The sequence below is a fragment of the Enterocloster bolteae genome (assembly GCF_002234575.2).
Lineage (GTDB): Bacteria > Bacillota > Clostridia > Lachnospirales > Lachnospiraceae > Enterocloster > Enterocloster bolteae.
In genome coordinates, this window is sequence record NZ_CP022464.2 from 2101920 (window position 1) to 2121307 (window position 19388).

At 48.7% G+C, this 19388-nt stretch carries 16 protein-coding genes and 1 pseudogene; all 17 read left to right on the forward strand.

Features of this window, described 5'->3' with window-relative positions; translation table 11 throughout:
- The first annotated feature begins 227 nt into the window (after positions 1–227).
- The 17 genes and pseudogenes from CGC65_RS09880 to CGC65_RS09965 all read left to right on the forward strand — a co-directional run bounded on the left by CGC65_RS09880 (position 228) and on the right by CGC65_RS09965 (position 19369).
- A complete protein-coding gene (locus CGC65_RS09880; RefSeq protein ID WP_002569554.1) occupies positions 228–845 on the forward strand; it encodes a TetR/AcrR family transcriptional regulator in 618 nt (205 codons plus the stop codon).
- A 21-nt stretch (positions 846–866) separates the two neighbouring features.
- On the forward strand, positions 867–2006 hold the full coding sequence (locus tag CGC65_RS09885; RefSeq protein WP_002569553.1) for an efflux RND transporter periplasmic adaptor subunit: 1140 nt from the start codon (positions 867–869) through the stop codon (positions 2004–2006).
- A gap of 15 nt (positions 2007–2021) precedes the next feature.
- Entirely contained in the window at positions 2022–5156 is a 3135-nt protein-coding gene (locus tag CGC65_RS09890; RefSeq protein WP_002569552.1) for an efflux RND transporter permease subunit, read from the forward strand.
- Complete coding sequence (locus tag CGC65_RS09895; protein WP_002569551.1) at positions 5153–6328, forward strand: TolC family protein; 1176 nt, start codon at positions 5153–5155, stop codon at positions 6326–6328. Before CGC65_RS09890 ends, CGC65_RS09895 begins: the two co-directional genes overlap by 4 nt.
- A gap of 66 nt (positions 6329–6394) precedes the next feature.
- Complete coding sequence (locus CGC65_RS09900) at positions 6395–7627, forward strand: TolC family protein (RefSeq protein ID WP_002569550.1); 1233 nt, start codon at positions 6395–6397, stop codon at positions 7625–7627.
- Between the two features lie 25 nt (positions 7628–7652).
- Complete coding sequence (locus CGC65_RS09905; protein ID WP_002569549.1) at positions 7653–8114, forward strand: hypothetical protein; 462 nt, start codon at positions 7653–7655, stop codon at positions 8112–8114.
- Complete coding sequence (locus tag CGC65_RS09910; protein ID WP_002569548.1) at positions 8101–8649, forward strand: hypothetical protein; 549 nt, start codon at positions 8101–8103, stop codon at positions 8647–8649. The genes CGC65_RS09905 and CGC65_RS09910 overlap by 14 nt, the downstream gene beginning before the upstream one ends.
- A 52-nt stretch (positions 8650–8701) precedes the next feature.
- The gene (locus CGC65_RS09915) at positions 8702–9127 is read left to right on the forward strand and encodes a MarR family winged helix-turn-helix transcriptional regulator (protein WP_002569547.1); all 426 of its coding nucleotides are present in this window, start codon (positions 8702–8704) and stop codon (positions 9125–9127) included.
- 230 nt (positions 9128–9357) lie between these two features.
- Positions 9358–10642, forward strand: a pseudogene (locus tag CGC65_RS09925) (MATE family efflux transporter).
- Between the two features lie 570 nt (positions 10643–11212).
- Positions 11213–11647, forward strand: a complete 435-nt coding sequence (locus CGC65_RS09930) for a PTS sugar transporter subunit IIA (RefSeq protein WP_002569544.1) — start codon at positions 11213–11215, stop codon at positions 11645–11647.
- A 118-nt stretch (positions 11648–11765) separates the two neighbouring features.
- A complete protein-coding gene (locus CGC65_RS09935; protein WP_002569543.1) occupies positions 11766–12971 on the forward strand; it encodes a glycoside hydrolase family 88 protein in 1206 nt (401 codons plus the stop codon).
- 59 nt (positions 12972–13030) lie between these two features.
- Entirely contained in the window at positions 13031–13522 is a 492-nt protein-coding gene (locus CGC65_RS09940) for a PTS sugar transporter subunit IIB (protein ID WP_002569542.1), read from the forward strand.
- Between the two features lie 34 nt (positions 13523–13556).
- Positions 13557–14345 (forward strand): PTS mannose/fructose/sorbose/N-acetylgalactosamine transporter subunit IIC, encoded by a 789-nt coding sequence (locus tag CGC65_RS09945; protein WP_002569541.1) that lies wholly within the window; start codon positions 13557–13559, stop codon positions 14343–14345.
- Entirely contained in the window at positions 14335–15144 is an 810-nt protein-coding gene (locus CGC65_RS09950; RefSeq protein WP_002569540.1) for a PTS system mannose/fructose/sorbose family transporter subunit IID, read from the forward strand. Before CGC65_RS09945 ends, CGC65_RS09950 begins: the two co-directional genes overlap by 11 nt.
- A 150-nt stretch (positions 15145–15294) precedes the next feature.
- Positions 15295–17400, forward strand: a complete 2106-nt coding sequence (locus CGC65_RS09955) for a heparinase II/III domain-containing protein (RefSeq protein ID WP_002569539.1) — start codon at positions 15295–15297, stop codon at positions 17398–17400.
- Between the two features lie 47 nt (positions 17401–17447).
- The gene (locus tag CGC65_RS09960) at positions 17448–18452 is read left to right on the forward strand and encodes a LacI family DNA-binding transcriptional regulator (protein WP_002569538.1); all 1005 of its coding nucleotides are present in this window, start codon (positions 17448–17450) and stop codon (positions 18450–18452) included.
- A 149-nt stretch (positions 18453–18601) separates the two neighbouring features.
- A complete protein-coding gene (locus CGC65_RS09965; protein ID WP_002569537.1) occupies positions 18602–19369 on the forward strand; it encodes a DeoR/GlpR family DNA-binding transcription regulator in 768 nt (255 codons plus the stop codon).
- Positions 19370–19388: the final 19 nt, after the last annotated feature.

The following is a 19388-nucleotide window of genomic DNA, read 5'->3' on the forward strand; positions in this document are numbered from 1 at the left end:
ATCCTTTCCCCAATCATTCAATATCAGATTAAAATTATATGGACATTATACACAATGAATATGAACCGAACATGAATCGGACAGATAAACAAAATGTGAACATTTTGTGACTTCATGTTGACTTCATCTTGGGTTTAATGATGGTTCATTTAAGTTTAGTAACATAAGGTCTGTATATAAAACGTGCCGTTTTACTGGGGCCGTGAAAGAATGAGGAGGAAAACAATATGCCCACAGAACGTTTTGATAAACTTCCGGAACTGAAAAAAAACAGGATAAGCGATGCCATCAGTGAGGCGTTTATGCACAGAGGAACAGGAGATATCCATATTACCCAGATAGCCAGAAGCGCCCGGGTTTCCAGGGGGAGTCTGTATGCATATTTTCTCAGCAAAGAAGATATGCTGTTTTTTTCGCTGTGCCAGACGCAGCGGTTTATCTGGGAAAATAACAAGAAGATTCTTCTGGAATACGGGGGAGATTACTGGAAAATGCTGGAGACCAGTCTGAGATATCATTTCAGCATATGCAGGACCAACCGCCTGTACCGCCTGCTTTATCTGCCGATAGAGGGAAATGAGAGTTTCAGCCTTTTGTCCCGTTCGCTTCTCCATGGGAAAGAGTACATGGAATATAAAGCCTGGATTTATAGACATTTAATGCCTGCATACAGGGAGCGGTTTTCCGAAGATGAATTCGGAGTGTATCAGGATACCTGCAATGACATTTTGACGGTTTCCATCCAGGAATACATATCAGGCGCCGGCAAAAAGGAAGATATTATGGCCTGCTTCCATAACAAAATAATTTATATCAGGCCGGAAGTAAAACAACAGACAGTGTAGCCCAGAGAGAGGAGAAGTATGATGAAAAAAGGTGTTATTGTGGGCGTGGCTGCAGCGGTGGTTATCTGCGCGGCAGTTATTCCCAGATTCATGAATAATAAACAGTTTGCGGAAGCAGTGGCGCTTCCGGTGATGGAAACAGCATATCCCCAGACAGGCGATATCCGGCTTACCACAAGTTTAATAGGAAAGGTGGAGCCTTCGGATGTGGTTTACATTTATCCTAAGGCAGCCGGGGATGTGACGTCGGTAAATGTAAAGGCCGGGGATGTTGTGACAGAGGGACAGGTCATATGTACCATAGACACAAAACAGGTGGAGACAGCCAAAAGCTCCATGGAAGCAGCGGCCCTGACCCTTAAGGAGGCCCAGGCCGAACTGGGAAGGCAGCAGATTCTCTATAACAGCGGCGGCATTTCAGAACAGGCCTATGAGCAGTACAGGAACAAGGTGGACAGCGCCCGGATCCAGTATGAGCAGGCGGAGTTTACATACAAAACCCAGCTGGAATACAGTCAGATTACAGCTCCCATAAGCGGTTTGGTGGAAATCTGCGACATGGAGGTTTTTGATACCGTATCCCAGAATAATTTGATCTGTGTTATTTCCGGTCAGGGGGCACGGGTAGTATCTTTTTCGGCAACGGAAAGAATACGGGGTTACCTTCATGAAGGCGATGAAATAGAGGTTGAAAAAGAGGGAATAAAAGGCAGCGGCGCCATTTATGAGGTCAGCACAATGGCGGACAGCACCACGGGCCTTTACAAGGTTAAGGCGAGGCTGGAGGATGGCGATACATTCCCTACTGGTTCAGAAGTAAAGCTTTACGTGGTTTCCGAAAAAACCGAGGATGCAATGACCATACCTGTGGATTCGGTTTATTATGATAACGGCAATCCCTATGTATATACCTGTGAGAACGGAACAGTCCACAAGGTATTTATCGAGACTGGTATCTACGATTCAGAGACAATTGAAGTATTGTCGGGACTTACCATGGAGGACCAGGTTATTACAACATGGAGCTCGGAGCTGTACGAAGGAGCACAGGTAAGGGTGCTGGGAGAAGAGCAGGAGCCGCAGCAGGTTCCGGGGCAGATACAGACAGAGGTACAAACCCAGACAACAGAACAGACAACAGAACAGACAACGGAACAGTAAGGGGGACATAAAGGTATGATTAATTTAACAAAATATGTCCTAAAGCGGCCGGTGACTACCATAATGTGCATACTCTGCCTTATATTTTTTGGTTATACGTCGGTAACCGGAGCCACAATGGAGCTGACGCCTGAAATGGATATGCCTATGCTTCTGGTCTTAACTAACTACTCCGGAGCCAACCCGGAGGACGTAAATGATCTGATAACCAAAGAGATAGAGGACCAGGTGGGGTCTCTCAGCGGCCTTAAGTCCATTACATCCGCCTCCAGCGAGGGTATGTCTATGGTAATGCTGGAGTATGAGTATGGTACGGATACGGATGAGGCGTATGATGACTTGAAGAAAAAAATCGATCTGGTGACCACTCAGCTGCCGAATGACGCGGATACGCCGGTAATTATGGAACTGAACATGGATTCAGCCGCGGATATTACTCTGGCCATTGACAATGCGTCTCAGAACAATCTGTACAGCTACGTGAACAACGAGCTGGTGCCGGAGTTTGAAAAGATAGCGGTTGCCGCTGATGTAAGCATTCGGGGCGGTTCGGATGAATACGTGAAAATCGAGGTGATACCGGAAAAGGTAAGCCAGTATAAGGTCTCTATCTCTTCTATCGCGTCGGATATCCAGGCTGCAGACCTTTCCTACCCGGCGGGGGATACGCAGGTGGGAAGCCAGGAGCTGTCAGTATCCACCCGTATGACCTATAACACAGTGGAAAATCTGAAGAAAATTCCTCTTACTGTGCCCAGCGGGGATACGGTATATCTGGAAGATGTGGCAAATGTATATACAACCACGGACTCCAGCAGCAGTATAGCCCGTTATGACGGAAACGACACGATTTCTGTTTCCATCAGCAAACAGCAGAGCGCTACTGCAATGGAACTGTCAAACCAGGTAAAAAAGACCATCAGCCGTCTGATGGCAGAGGACCCGGATTTGAATATCATTCTGGTGGACGACTCATCTGATTCCATTATGGAGTCCCTGATGTCTGTTGTTGAAACCTTAATCATGGCGGTTGTGATCTCAATGATTATCATATGGCTTTTTTTCGGAGATATTAAAGCCTCCCTGATAGTGGGCAGTTCCATACCAGTGTCTATTCTGGCAGCATTTATACTTATGGATCTGATGGGATTTTCACTCAATGTAATTACCATGAGCGCCCTGACCCTGGGGGTTGGAATGATGGTGGATAACTCGATTGTAGTGCTGGAGAGCTGTTTCAGAGCCACGGCTTCCTCTGAAAAAAAGGCGGGTCTGGTGGAATTTATGGACAACGCTCTGGAGGGAACCCGGGTCGTGGGCGCTTCCGTACTTGGCGGTACTGCCACCACCTGCGTGGTATTTATTCCTCTGGCATTTCTTGAGGGCATGACAGGGCAGCTGTTTAAACCTCTCGGATTTACCATTGTATTCTGTCTGACCGCTTCCCTGATATCCGCTGTCACGGTAGTTCCGCTGTGCTATATGATTTACAGGCCGAGGGAAAGACAGAAGGCGCCTTTGTCCAAACCGGTTTACAGGCTTCAGGACACATACCGCAGCGCGATGCGCGTGATACTGCCTAAAAAAAAGACTGTCATGTTCATTTCCATAGGATTGCTGATGTTTTCTCTGTTCCTGGCAACAAAACTGGATATGGAGCTGATGGGCTCAGATGATAACGGTGAGATTACGATATCTGTTGATACAAGACCGGGACTTATGACTGAAAAAGCGGATGAGATTCTCAGGGAAATCGAAGGGATTATTGTTCAGGATTCCAATCTGGAATCTTACATGACCAGCTACGGCGGAGGCGGAATACGTGCTGATGATTCAGCTACCATAAACGCGTATCTGAAGGACGACAGGGACATGGATACGGTGGATGTGGTTAAGATGTGGAAAAAGCAGCTGGCGGATGTGAGAAACTGCGATATATCCGTGGAAATGAGCTCATCCATGAGCATGATGTCCTCGGCCCTGGAAAGCTATGAAGTGATTCTGAAGGGCGCTGATTATGACGAAGTAAAGAGCATCTCCAATAAGATTGTGACCCAGCTTATGGAGCGGGATGACGTGACAAAGATACATTCGGATCTGGAAAATTCTTCTCCGGTAGTGGAGATAAGAGTGGATGCCCTGAAGGCTCAGGCAGCGGGATTAAGCGCGTCCAAAATAGGAAGCGCGGTTCACAATGCGATCAGCGGCGTGGAATCCACTGAAATTGAAATAGACGGAAACGATATAGATGTAAAAGTGGAATACTCGGATGAGGATTATAAGACCATTGACCAGGTAAAGGGCCTTGTTCTGACCACGGGAAGCGGAGGCTCAGTGGCGCTGACGGATGTGGCTGATGTGCAGTTCGTGGACAGCCCGGCCAGTATTTCCAGGGAAGATAAGGAATATAAGGTGACAATCAGCGGTGAGTATACAGAGCTGGCCACAAGGGAAACCAAGATGCGGATTAACCAGGAAGTGGTAACGCCAAATCTTACTCCGTCTGTGAGTATAGGCCTCAATTCCATTGACAGCTCTATGAACGAGGAGTTTTCAGCCCTTTATAAGGCCATCGGAACGGCCGTATTCCTGATATTCGTGGTTATGGCGGCCCAGTTTGAGTCGCCCAGGTATTCCTTCATGGTTATGACTACCATACCATTCAGTTTAATAGGAGCCTTTGGACTGCTGTTTTTAACAAACTGTAAGATTAGTATGGTATCCCTTATTGGATTTTTGATGTTAATTGGTACGGTGGTGAATAATGGTATTCTGTTTGTAGATACGGCTAACCAGTACAGGGAGACCATGGACATGGACACCGCGCTGATTGAAGCAGGAGCAACCCGAATCAGGCCCATTCTTATGACAACCCTGACAACAATCATTTCCATGATTCCCATGGCCATGGCTATCGGAAACTCAGGAAATATGACCCAGGGACTGGCAATTGTAAACATTGGCGGTTTGACCGCTTCCACGGTTATGTGTCTGCTGATGCTGCCCGGATACTATAAGCTCATGAGCGGAAACAGGAAAATCATAAAGGAAAAAAGAGGCGGCAGGAGAAAACCCTGGCCGGTAATTGCAGGCAGCTTTAAGAAGAACCTTAAGAGAAACAGAAAGGATAAGGGGAGGAGTGAAGAATGAAACCACAGATGACCTTTATGGCAAATGGCCGCTGCATCCTGGTTCTGGCGCTGACAGCTGTCATGGGGGGATTGCCCCCCATGGCAGCCCTGGGAGCCAGTCCGGAATTTGCCAGGACAGAGCAGGAGTGGGCCCGGCTGCAGGACAATGTAATAGAATACGATGAAATTCCGGATTTGATTCATGAATACAACGCAACGGTTCAAAATAACCAGTATGATTACCAGAAATTCCGCGAGGACTATGGGGATACCAATTCCGATGTGGCTGACGCGTACAATGATCTGGCTCAGGATTTTTACGATGACATGTCTGGAGAGACAGACGCCGGTTCCATGATGTCAGACCTTCAGCTGGATATTCAGGCGAGGAATATGCTGAAACAGGCAGACAATACACTGGAGGACAGCAAAATATATCTCCTGACCTATGAGATGGCCGAGGATAATCTGGCGGCCACGGCGCAGTCCAACATGATATCCTATCATAAAAAACAGCTGGAGCTGGAGCAAAAGCAGACGGACTTGGAGCTGGCAAGGGAAAAATATAGTTTAGAACAGGTAAAGCAGGCAGCCGGCACGGTTACGGCAGTGGATGTGCTTACTGCAAAGGAAAGTCTGCAAAGCAGCGAGAACAATATAAAAGAACTGGAATCAGGGATAGAGAATCTGAAGGAGGAATTGTACATTTCCCTGGGATGGAAGCATAATGATTCGCCGGATATAAAGGAGCTGCCGCAGATGGATGTAAGCCGCATTGACGGCATGGATCCGGACCGGGATCTGGAGACAGCCCTGGAAAACAACTATACATTGAAAATAAATAAGCGCAAGCTGGAAAATGCCAGATCAAAGACAACAAGGGAATCTCTGGAAACTAAAATCAGGAATAATGAAAAACAGATAGGGGCATCCCTTTCCAGCGCGTATAAAAACGTGCTTTCCGCCAGGCTTTCCTATGAACAGGCGGTGGCAGAGGCGCAGTTGGAGGAAACCAATACAAATATTGCAGCCGGAAAGCTTCAGGCCGGCATGATGACCAGCCTGGAATATAAGGAGCAGGAGTATAAAATGGAAAGCAGCCGTTTAAATGCCGAAATGGCGGCCGTCAGCCTGTTCCAGGCCATGGAAACCTATGACTGGTCTGTGAAGGGGCTGGCGTCGGCAGAGTAGGAGACAATGGGCGGACGTGCAGGACAGACGGCGGGGAGCAGGCAGAGCAGGAGGTGCGGAAATAGAATGGACAGGATAACAGGCAGAGCAGAAAAAAGGAGAAGAACAGGAAGGAAGCGTTTTCTCATCACTATGCTTTCCTTGTCCCTGGCAGCCGGATTATCAGAAGTAACGGCATTGACGGCAGCCGCGGCTGCCCAGAACGGACCTGGAGATACGGACCGCCAGGAGGAGTATCTGGGACAGGAGAGGAATGAAAAACTGAAGGATGATGTGCTGGAGTATTCGGAACTTCAGGACATGATACGGACCTATAATCCCACGGTCCTGGAGGTGGCGGATTCCTATAACAAAACCATCATGGACTATGAGAATGCCTGGGCTGAATTAAAACTTTATCAGGGACGGGCTGATTCTGACAAGGATGACGCTAAGGATGCAGGCAATGCGGAACAGTATACTTATTATACTGCCCAGGAACAAACCTACAAGGCGGCAGCCAGCTCCTATTATAAGATGCTGGACAATATGAAAAAAACTGCATCCTCCACCAGTACCCAGAGACAGACGGAACGGCAGATGACCGTGGCAGCCCAGTCTCTGATGGTGAGCTATGAGACGCTGAGGCAGCAAAAATATACCCTTGAGAAGATGGAGGAACTGTATAAGACACAGTACGAGCTTGGAACTGTAAAGGAGCAGGCGGGGACTGCTGCCGCCGCGGAGGTGCTCTCATTTAAGAATCAGGTGCTGGCAGCTCAGGCATCTCTGGCTGAGGTGGAAGCCAATATGGAAAGTATATATAACAGTCTGTGTCTGATGGTTGGACGTGAGGCGGACGGAAGCCTTCAGGTTGCGTCCATTCCGGCCGCGGACCCCTCCAGGATAGGAACCATGAACCTGGAGGAAGATACCGCAAAGGCAATAGGGAACAATTATACGCTGATCAGCGACCGTCATTCACTGAAGGTGGATTCCACATCCAGCTCCAATTATAAGCTTAGGACCATGGAAGACGGGGAACAGAAGCTGACATCGAAAATGAAACGTCTGTACGAAGATGCAGCCATAAAGCGGGATGCCCTGGAGCAGGCCAGGACAGGATATGAGAAGGCCCGGATAAATAAGCAGCAGGCAGATACCAAATATGCAATTGGTATGCTGAGCAAGGACGAGTATTTGATGGAAGAACTGGATTACGTGCAGAAGGAAGCAGATTATAAAGCAGCGGATTTGGCGTTGCAGCAGGCCATGGACACATACGATTGGGCGGTGCTGGGCATAGCTGATATAGAATAAGGGTCAGGCGAAAGGACGGATATGGATGAAAAAAATCAGGGTGGCAGGATGGATGACAGGTATGGGGGCAGCGGCAGCGGTACTTGCGCTGTCCGCCCAAACAGCCTGGGCCGGAAGCTGGATTGAGGAACCCATGGGCTGGTTCTATGAGAAGGATGACGGGGAGACGGTACGAGGCTGGAACCAGATTAACGGCATTTGGTATTATATGGACACGGAAACCGGCGTGTGGCAAAAAGAGCCTGCCATCAACCGGGCAAACGCCCCGTATCTCATGGAAAATATGATGGCAGAGGCAGGGCTTTACCAGGATGAAGAAAAAGAGATGGAATACAGGGTGCAGTACGAGACAAAAGACACCATAGAGGTTTTGGCAGGTTGGGAAGAAAAGCCGGGTGTATTCCACTCTGTTAATACGTTTGAAATAAATAAGAAAACAAAGACCGCAATATCGAGTGTAACCAAGGAGGAGTATGGAGTATATTAACCATATGGTGGGAATCTGTGTTACCGAAAAAGGAGAAAATGTCAGGCTGGACATCTATTGCAACCAGGGCAGATATATGGAAAGAAAGACATTGAGATACAGGAAGGAAGAATCTGCCCTGTGTGATGCTGCCCTGTACGGATTGCTGAAAAGAAGAACAGGTGATGCCCCACAGGACTGTGTAAAGGGAGGAATAGAGCCAAGTCCCTCTCTGAAGGAAAAGAGCGAATTGTGCCGCTGTCTGTCCAAAACCTATATGGTGGGAAAGCGCATAGGTCCCTTTTGGTGCTTCAAGGGAATGATTTCAGGCAGGCTGGGGCAGAGGAGGCCGTTATCAGCCCTTTTATATGATACAGAATACGGCCAGATTGTGATAGCAGCCTGCGGCCCTGAAGTCAAAACATGGTATTTGTTTGAGGGAGAGGCAGGGGCAGATATAGGAAAAAATGGAATGGATAATGGATATATATTATCTATTTGGGGCATGGGGAAGGTTCTCCAAAAATTTTTCTTTAAAACAATAGTAAGCTATTGAAAAATACGAGTGATTGTGCTATGATTTTTTGCAGTAATAAGGAGGTGAAGAGATGATTGCTCAGAATTCATGCGGCGCCTGTATTAAACAGATACATGATGCGCTGGAAAAAAATGCAAATAATGCGCTGCGCCATCAGGATTTGACCATGGCCCAGGTAGGAGTTTTGCTTGCTCTGAGCGGTGCGCCGGATTATCAGCTGACACTAAAGGAGCTGGAGCATGCACTTCATGTGGCCCAGTCTACGGCAGCAGGTATTGTGGCGCGTTTGGAACAAAAGGGCTTTTTAGAGGGCTTCGGGGACCCGTCTGACCGGCGCGTTAAGATGGTGAGGCTTACTCCGGCAGGGATAGAATGCTGCTGCGAAGCGGAAGATAACATGAAAAGGGCGGAGAGGATGCTTCTGTCCGGTCTGACAGAGACAGAACAGGGGATTCTGGGCAGCCTCCTTCGCAAGGTTCGGGACAGTTTGATATAAATACCCGCTGCGCACAGCGGGTATTTTGCAGCAAAAATAATAGCATGATATTGATATGATGGAATTTATCTGGCGCAGCTATTCAATTATTAACTTGCGGCGGAGTGCGCCATTTTCCAGGATAGGAGGAAAACTAAATGAAAAAAAGCAATGCAGCAGACATATTTGGTAAAGCGCCTGTGTTTCAGGCGGTTTTTAAAAATGCTCTCCCTGCTATGGCGGCTATGCTTATGGTATTGATATATAATCTGGCAGATACTTTTTTTATAGGCCAGACACATGATGCCCTGCAGGTGGCTGCCGTATCTCTGGCGACACCGGTATTTCTTATATTTATGGCGGCAGGAACGATTTTTGGTATTGGCGGTACGTCAGTTATATCCCGCGCTATAGGGGAAGGCAGGCATGAGTATGCCAGAAGCGTGTGCGCGTTCTGTATGTGGAGCTGTGTTGCCGTAGGCATTGTTATGGCAGCCCTGTTTCTTATTTATGAATCAGATACTGGGATGGATGGGCGCCAGCGCGGATACCTGGGAGCTTGCTGAGATTTACCTGACTATTGTAAGCCTGAGCGGTCCATTTGTCCTTATTTCCAACTGCTATTCCAATATAATCCGCGCTGAGGGACAGTCGGGGAAGGCCATGATGGGACAGCTTTTGGGGAATCTTCTGAACGTAATACTGGACCCAATTCTGATTCTTGGTTTTGGCTGGAATATCGCAGGAGCGGCGATTGCCACAGTGATTGGCAATATTGTTGGTGCAGGATACTACATCCTTTATTTTAAGGGAGGAAAATCCTCCTTAAGCATTCAAGTGAAAGATTTTACAACCAGGAATCGGGTGTGCAGCAGTGTTCTGGCTATCGGTATTCCTGCGTCTCTGGGCTCCCTGCTTATGAGTGTTTCGCAAATTATTGTCAACAGCCTGATTGCGGAATTTGGGGATATGGCACTTGCTGGAATGGGAGTGGCCATGAAGATAACCATGATTACCGGTATGATATGCATTGGTTTTGGCCAGGGGATTCAGCCTCTTTTAGGCTACTGCGTGGGCGCGGGAATGTGGCGGCGGTTTAAGCAGGTGATGAAATGTTCCATACTTTGTTCCTTTGGGCTTAGCGCGGTGATGACTATAATCTGCTATTTTTTTGTCAATCAGATTGTCAGCGTATTCCTGACAGAAGCGTCTGCTTTTAACTATGCGGCCCGGTTTGCCCGAATCCTGCTGTGTACCAGCTTCCTTTTCGGTATGTTTTACGTTCTTTCCAACGCACTGCAGGCCATGGGGGCTGCAACAGAAGCCCTTATTATCAATCTGAGCCGCCAGGGGATTATCTATATTCCTTCACTGTTCCTATTGAAAATGGCCATTGGACTGGACGGTCTTGCCTGGGCCCAGCCTGTGGCGGATATACTCTCTACAGGACTGGTGGCTATCCTTTACATCAGGACTGTGAGGAAGATGGAATATAATTGCTCCATTTTATCCGGCGGCTGTCAGATGGAATCTTAATTTGTGACAGCGGATGACAGAATGGGATATGCTGTGATGAAATAAAATATGATAGTTGGATGTGGTATTGGCGAGGCGATGATTAAATTGCCTCGCTAATTGTATGTTTGCGCGTCCTCCAAGACTGTCATGCCTATCTGAGCGCCGCCTTTCATAAGAAAGTGGCGGTTAAGTAAAAAAAGACTAAAGGTTAGAAATGACGGAAAGTTTACTATAAAAATGAAAGGTAAACTTTGAAAGGTTTACTGAGAAAACGAAACAGCGGGAAGTAAGAGGGGAAATAAAGAAATTACCAGTTTATGGTGATGGTATATGTGATAAATGCATAAAAAATAGGGAAAAGTACTATGCAATATGCGAGAAAAATATTTAAAACAAAAGAAGATATTGACAATCATTGTGAATAGTACTATACTCCAAATATCGGTAAACCAATTTACTAAAACGTGACATTTACAGGGGACGGAAAAGATTGCTTGAAGATGTAGTAAACTAATAGGAAGTAAACCTGGAGGAAAACTGACAGGAGAAAACAAACAGGAGAAAACAAAACAGGAGGAAGGAAAAAGCATGACAGGAATCATTGTAACAGGACACGGAACGTTTCCGGAGGGTATTTTGAGCGCCGTCTCCCTGGTGGCCGGGAAACCGGACAACACGGAAGCGGTTAACTTTGAGATGGGACAAAGTTCAGAGGATTTGAAGGACTCCATGGCAAAGGCCATGGAATCACTGGAAGGGGATGAAATCCTGATTCTGGCTGATTTGGTGGGAGGCACCCCGTTTAACACGGCAGCAGCCCTGAGAAAAGCGCGGACAGACAAGCGAATCAAGGTAATTGCCGGTGTGAACATGGCAGCCATGGTGGAAGCCGTGTTCTCCAGACCTATGTATGGGCTGGACGAACTGGCGGTGGCGCTGCTGGCAGCAGGCAGGGAAGGCCTGCGGGATTTGGATGCCCTGGACAGCGAAGAGGAAGCACCGGAATTTGAGGACGGACTGTAAGAACGGATTATAAGATCGAATTATAAGATCGGATTGCAGGATTGGATTACAAAATCGGATTACAGGGGCGGATTGCAGGATTGGTTAACATTCCAATCCGGCTCGATGTAAGGAAAGGATGGGGATTGAGAACGTGATTAAGAAGATTCATGTGGAACCAATCAACAGGAAGGCTGAATACGAGGCAGCGGGGTTTCTGACCAGGGAAGAGGTTACGGCAGCCATGGACCGGATGGCGGACCAGGTAAGATGCAATATGGAGTACTTTGGCACCAGATTCCCTTCTTCAGCCACCAGGAACCAGACATACGGAGTCATAGACAACATCGAATGGACGGACGGATTCTGGACAGGACTTCTGTGGCTGTGCTACGAGTACACAGGAGACGATGCATTTAAAAATCTGGCTCTTAAAAATGTGGATTCCTTCCTGAACCGGGTAGAGAAGCGCATTGAGCTGGACCACCATGATCTGGGCTTTCTCTACAGCCTGTCATGCGTGGCCGGATATAAGCTGACTGGTTCTGCAGAGGGCCGGAAGGCAGGGCTTCTGGCAGCCGATAAGCTGATGGAGCGGTTTCAGGAAAAGGGCGGTTTCATCCAGGCCTGGGGAGAGCTTGGAGCCAGGGACAACTACCGCCTGATCATTGACTGCCTGCTGAATATTCCGCTGCTGCACTGGGCTTTTCTGGAAACCGGAAACCCTGTATACCGGAACGCAGCGGTGCGGCATTATGAGGCGGCCTGCAACAATGTGATAAGGGATGACGCCTCAGCGTACCACACCTTTTATTTTGACCCTGGGACAGGGGAACCTCTTAAGGGCGTTACCAGACAGGGATACAGCGATGACTCGGCCTGGGCCAGGGGCCAGGCATGGGGAATCTACGGTATACCGCTGAATTACAGATACGTCAAGGATGACAGCGCCTTCAATCTGTTTAAGGGAATGACCAATTATTTTCTGAACCGGCTTCCGGAGGATGAGGTATGTTACTGGGATCTGATATTCACAGACGGTTCAAATCAGTCCAGGGATTCATCGGCGGCAGCCATTGGGGTGTGCGGTATTCATGAGATGCTTAAGTATCTGCCGGAGGTAGAATCCGATAAGAATACCTACCGCCATGCCATGCACTGTATCCTGCGCTCCCTGATGGAACGCTATACGGCGCCGGAGATAAAACCCGGAAATCCGGTGCTGCTCCATGGAGTGTATTCATGGCATTCAGGCAAGGGTGTGGATGAGGGGAATATCTGGGGAGACTATTATTATATGGAAGCCCTTATGCGGTTCTATAAAGACTGGAATTTATATTGGTAAGAAAACATGAAAACCCATGGAGAATAAACAAAATGGGCTTATAACAAGGAGGATATGAAATGGCAGTACCTAATATAGTAGCATTCAGGATTGACGAGAGGCTGATTCACGGACAGGGACAGCTCTGGATTAAAGCTCTCGGCGTGAATACGGTTATCGTTGCAAATGATTCGGCCAGCGAGGATTCCATGCAGCAGACGTTGATGAAGGCAGTGGTTCCAAAGACCATCGCCATGCGCTTTTTCTCTATCCAGCACACCTGTGACGTAATCATGAAGGCATCTCCGAAGCAGACCATCTTTATTGTCTGCAAGACGCCGGAGGATGCGCTTAAGCTGGTGGCGGGCGGAGTACCTGTGAAGGAAATCAATGTGGGCAATATCCATCACGCTCCGGGAAAGGAGGAAGTGAGCAAGTATATTGCACTGGGCGGCGAGGATAAGGCAGCCTTAAGGCAGCTGCGTGACACGTATGGAGTTGTCTTTAATACCAGGACAACTGCTTCCGGCGACGACGGGGCAGCCAGGGTGGATTTAAATAAGTATCTTTAATTGTAAAATACACGTTTAAGAGGAGGGAATTATCGTGACAATCAGTATGTTTCAATGTTTGTTAATCGGTCTGTGGACAGCCTTCTGTCTGGCAGGCATGCTGTTCGGAATTTACACCAACCGGTGCCTGGTCATGGCAGCCGGCGTGGGACTTATTTTAGGGGACCTTCCCACCGGCCTGGCCATGGGAGCTGTAGGCGAGCTGGCATTTATGGGATTTGGCGTATCCCAGGGCGGTTCCGTACCGCCAAACCCCATGGGCCCGGGAATTGTGGGAACCATCATAGCCATTACCATGAAGGATTCCGGTATTGATGTGGGCTCTGCCCTGGCTCTTTCATTCCCATTTGCAGTGGCTTTCCAGTTTGTGATTACAGCCACCTATACCTTTGCCACAACCCTTACAAGCTATGCTTATAAGGCCCTGGATAAGAAGAATTTCCGCGGCTTCAGGATAGCTGCCAATGCAACAGTCTGTGTATTTGCGGTGGTCGGCTTTATTATCGGATTCGGCGGCGCCTTCAGCTCCGAGGGACTCCAGAAGGTGATTTCACTGATTCCCGCATGGCTCAGCGCGGGTCTGGGCGTGGCAGGCAAGATGCTTCCCGCCATTGGCTTTGCCATGATTCTCAATGTAATGGCAAAGAAGGAACTGATTCCATTTGTACTGTTTGGCTATATCGCCATTGCCTACCTGAACCTTCCTGTCATGGGAGTGGCTGTTATCGGTACGGCCATTGCGCTGCTTGTATTTTTCCATGCCGACAAAGGAAACGGCGAATCTGTAGAAGAAGTGGAGGTTGAATTTGAAGATGGCATTTAATCAGCTGGAGAAAAAAGATTATATGAAAACATCCCTGCGGGCCTATTTCCTGCAGAATGGATTTAACTATGGCAATTACCAGGGCCTTGGCTATGCAAATGTACTTTATCCCGCCCTTCGCAAGATGTACAAGGACGACGATGACAAACTCCAGGAAGCATTGAAGGAGAACATAGAGTTTTTTAACACCAATATTCATTTTCTCCCGTTTATCACCAGCCTTCATCTGGTCATGCTGGAGAATAAGACTCCTTCCAATGAAATCCGAAACATCAAAATGGCTCTCATGGGACCGTTGGCAGGTATCGGTGATTCTCTCGCCCAGTTCTGTCTGGCGCCGCTGTTCGCCACCATTGGCGCGTCCCTGGCCCAGGACGGCCTGATTATGGGGCCCATCCTGTTCTTTGTGGCCATGAACGTGATTCTTCTGGCCATGAAGCTTCTCACCGGCATGTGGGGATACAAACTGGGCACCAACATCATTGCCACCCTCAGCACGAAGATGGAACAGATTTCCAACATCGCCAGCATGATAGGTGTGACCGTTATCTCAGGACTTGCGGTAAATTTTGTGAAGATTTCCACACCGATTCAATACGTTGCCAATATGCCGGGAGACCAGCAGAAGGTGGTGGCCATCCAGGAGATGATAGACGCCATCGCCCCCAAGCTCCTTCCTGTATTATTCACAGGACTTATTTTCTACCTGATAAAAGTGAAAAAGTGGACCACCTATAAGCTGGTCATCCTTACCATTATCCTGGGTGTGGTGCTTTCTGTCCTGCATCTGATTGCCTAGAAAAAAGCGGGGAGGTACCCTTTGACATGTATGCCTGAAGCATACAGCAGGGGTGCCTCCCTCTCTGGTTAATAAATATGGAAGATCACAGGGGGCGCAGCAGCCCGCCTGAATGAGAGAAAGACCAAATGGAATAAAAAGGAGTTATCTATGGGTGATGAACGGTATGTACAAGTAAGAGAAAGAGCAGTGGCCTACGCAGCCTGGTATGAGAAGGAACGGGTGACCGCCCATATCACTGAAAACTGCCGGGAGGAGGCAAAACAAATTCTGGCGCAGGCAGACAGGCTCATGACGCATACATTTTCGTTTGAGGACAGATGGGATATGGAACCCTGCCGTGAACCGTTTACCCTTAAGGAAATGATATGGGACAGAAGCCCCAACGGGGATCCGGAATGGATTTTCATGCTGAACCGTCACGAATACATGAACAAACTGCTTATTGCCGGCTGGCTTACCGGCGATACGTCATATGCTGAAAAGCTGAAATGGTTCCTGCTTCATTGGATACAGGCAAACCCCATACTGCCAGAGGGAACCGTGACCACCAGGACCATTGACACGGGAATCCGGTGTATGAGCTGGCAGTATCTGCTGCTTCATCTTCTGGGAGAGGGACTTATAGAGGAAAGGGAAGCGGGTGAAATCCTGGAGAGCATGAAAGACCAGTTTGCCAGTTTGAGGAAGAGGTACATTGGAAAATATACGCTCAGCAACTGGGGTGTCCTTCAGACGGCATCCATATGCAGCGGGTACCTGTGGTTTCGCGAATATTTACCTTCAGACGGAACAGAGGACTGGGCCTGGAAGGAACTGGAACGTCAGATTGGGCTTCAGGTGCTGGATGACGGAGCCCACTGGGAGCAGTCCATGATGTATCATGTGGAGGTGCTTCTGGCCTGTATGAAGCTGCTGGCCTCCTGCCGGGCCATCGGCCGGATTGGAAGCAGGACTGATAAGGCCGGCGCGGGATATGGCTGGGGTGAACCTGGCGGGGATGGAGATAGCCGGAAAGAATTTTGGCGCAGTACAGACTGGCTGGAGAAGGCAGTTGACAGGATGAGCCGTTACGTGCTTTTTGCCACGGGACCGGATCATGTTCAGATAGCCCAATGTGACAGCGATGTTACCGATGTGAGGGATGTGATGGTGAAGGCTGCTGTTCTAACCGGTGACGGCAGGTACAAGTATGCGGGATATGAAACCGCGGACCTGGACAGCGCCTGGCTGCTAGGCAGTGCCGGAATCGCCGGATACCGCGCCATGGAAGGCAGAAAGCCGGAGAGCCGGTCCATGGAAGCAGCGGATGCCGGGCATATTTTTTTCAGAAGCAGCTGGGAGGAGGACAGCCATTTTACCTACCTGAAATGCGGTCCCCTTGGAAGCGGGCACGGACATGCGGATTTGACCCATATATCGCTCTATTACAGAGGCCGTCCCGTACTGGCGGACAGCGGCAGGTACTCCTATGTGGAGGAAGAACCGCTGCGCCCGTTTTTAAAGAGCGCCCAGGCCCACAATGTATGCGTTATAGACGGAGAATCCCATGGAAGGCCCAGGGGTTCATGGGGGTATGACAGCTTTGGACAGAGCTTTAAAAATTATTACCGGGAACAGGGGCCGGTCCATTACGGGGAAATGGCTTATCACGGATGTCTTATGTCCGGCGAACATTATCTGGTCATCCGCAAGGTGATGGCGGTGGACCAGGGAATCTGGATGATTGTCAATGATATACGCTGCGACGGCAGCCATGAGGTAAAGGAGTATTATCACCTGGACAGTGCCGTGCAGGCTGCCCGAACAGGACCGGGCAAGGACGGGACCGGGGAATACTGGAGACTATGCTGCGGCGGGGATGTGTCAATGACGGTGCTGGGATCACGCCCCTTTGAGTCAGAGCCCTGCATTATATCCAAACAATATAACCAGAAAGAAAAAAGCACCTGTCTGGTCAGGAAAACCGGCTTTACAGACCGTATCACAGACTGGACCTGTCTGTTGGGTGAGGGAACAGAGGCTAAGAAAACCCCTGTTTTCCAGTATGGAAGCAGCCTGCCTGAGCCGGAGGAACAGGTGACGGCCATGAGCTTTTGCATCTCGCCGGATGAATCCTGGGATTTCCTGGTCTGGAATCAGGAGACATGGCAGGGCGGTAAAATCCACTATTGCAAAGGGGTGCCGGTTTATGCAAAGGCAGCAGCCATTCACACCATAAATGGGAACACGACACTTTACCGATTAAGGATTTAATGGTATATTTATAAGAGCGATGCAGGATGAGGCGGGTGGAGGTCAGAATGAAGAAGTTGACAATTAATGAGATTGCTGAACGGGCGGGTGTTTCAAAGACAACGGTGTCCTTCTATCTCAACGGCAAGATTAATAAGATGTCTGAGGAGACCAAACAGAGAATACAGCATATCATTGATGAGACCGGATATGAGCCAAGTGCTGCAGCCAGGGCCATGAAGGCCAAGAGCAGCGGCGTGGCGGGGGTCATTCTGGCGGATACGTCGGAGGGATACTGCGCCAGGGCTCTCAAAGGAATTGAGGAGGCGGCCAGTGCCCTGGAGTACCAGATTGTGGTCGGAAACAGCGGTCTCGCTTTCCAGCATGAGAAGGATTATGTGGAACGCATGCTCCGGCTGGGGGTTGACGGTTTTATAGTCCAGTCCACCTACCGCTTCGGCATGCTGGCCTCAGACCTGGAAAAAAAGAAAAAGCCCGTCGTATACCTGGATGCCAAGCCCTATGATTTCAAGGGGCGGTATGTAAAAAGCAACAATTATGACTGCGTGTACCAGGTGATTTCGGAATGCATCAAGAAGGGATATGAGAACTTTCTCATGATTTCCGACGGCGACTCCAATATCAGCGCGGGTTTTGAGAATACCCAGGGATATAAGGACGCCATTCAGGACGCCTGGAAGGAGGGCGCCACCCAGTATCTTCAGGAGGGCGTGAAGTCCGATCAGGTGTATGAAATGCTGAAGGACCAGATTGACCTGGAAAAAAAGACGCTGATTTATGTTGCCAGTCCGGGACTTTTGCAGGTGGTGTACCAGGCGATCCGCAGATACCCGGATTATATGAGGCTGTTTCCTGACACACTGGGCCTTATCGGCTTTGACGCGGAGGGATGGACCAGAATGACGACCCCAACCATTTCCGCCATCATCACGCCCGCTTATCAGGAAGGGGTCAGGGCCATGGAAGAGCTGGCCGACATCCTGGACGGCAAGAAAACAGACGGGGAAGTGGTGTTTAAGAATATAGTCAAGTGGAGGGAAACCACCCTTTGACCCTTTGATTTTCGGCTTCTGTTTTTTGCCGGGGCGGAATTGTCCATGATGGAATTTCGTTAATTCAGTTCTTTCAATTGTAATCTTATTTTGTATGTAATATAATAAATCAGTAGATATATTTAAACGATAGAAAGAGGATATTGCATATGAAAGCAAGCGAACGTTTAGAGATTATCATAGATGAAGTGCAGACCAACGGAATTGTCAGGGTTGCGGAAATAAGCGGGCGTCTGGGGTGTTCCGAGGTGACCATAAGGAATGACATAAGAAAGCTGGACCAGCAGGGGGTTCTTAAGAAAACATACGGGGGAGCGGTCCGCAAGGAAAACGGACTCTCGGTGGAATTCATTCCCGGAGAATATTTCCTAAACAGTGACAAAAAATACAGAATTGCCAAAAGAGCCTACGAGTATATTGAAGGCGGGGACTCAATCATCATTGACGATTCCACTACGGGATATTATCTGGCCAAATATATAAAGGAACATGCAGAGAAACATCTGGCAGTGGTGACGAATTCTGTTCTGTCCGGAGCTGAGCTGACTTCAGCCAGGCATGTGGACCTTTTTATTGTGGGAGGCCATGTCATTGGTAATCCTCCGGCTGCTCTGGATAACATAACAGTAGGAGCCATGGGGCAGTTTCATGTTGACAAGGCCTTTGTGGGGGTCAATGGAATCAATCTCAAAACGGGTCTGACTTCCATGGGAACCCCTCAGATGGATGTGAAGCGTGAAATGATACGGGTGGCGGACGAGGTTTATGTTATTGCCGACAGTTCAAAGTTTGGCAGCAGAAATCTCTTTACGGTGTGTCCTATGTCTGAGGTAGACAGGGTGATTACTGATACAGAAATAAAAAAAGAATATGTTCAGACTGCCAGGAATCTCGGCATTGAGCTGGATCTTATCTGATGGGGTGTTAAAATCAGAG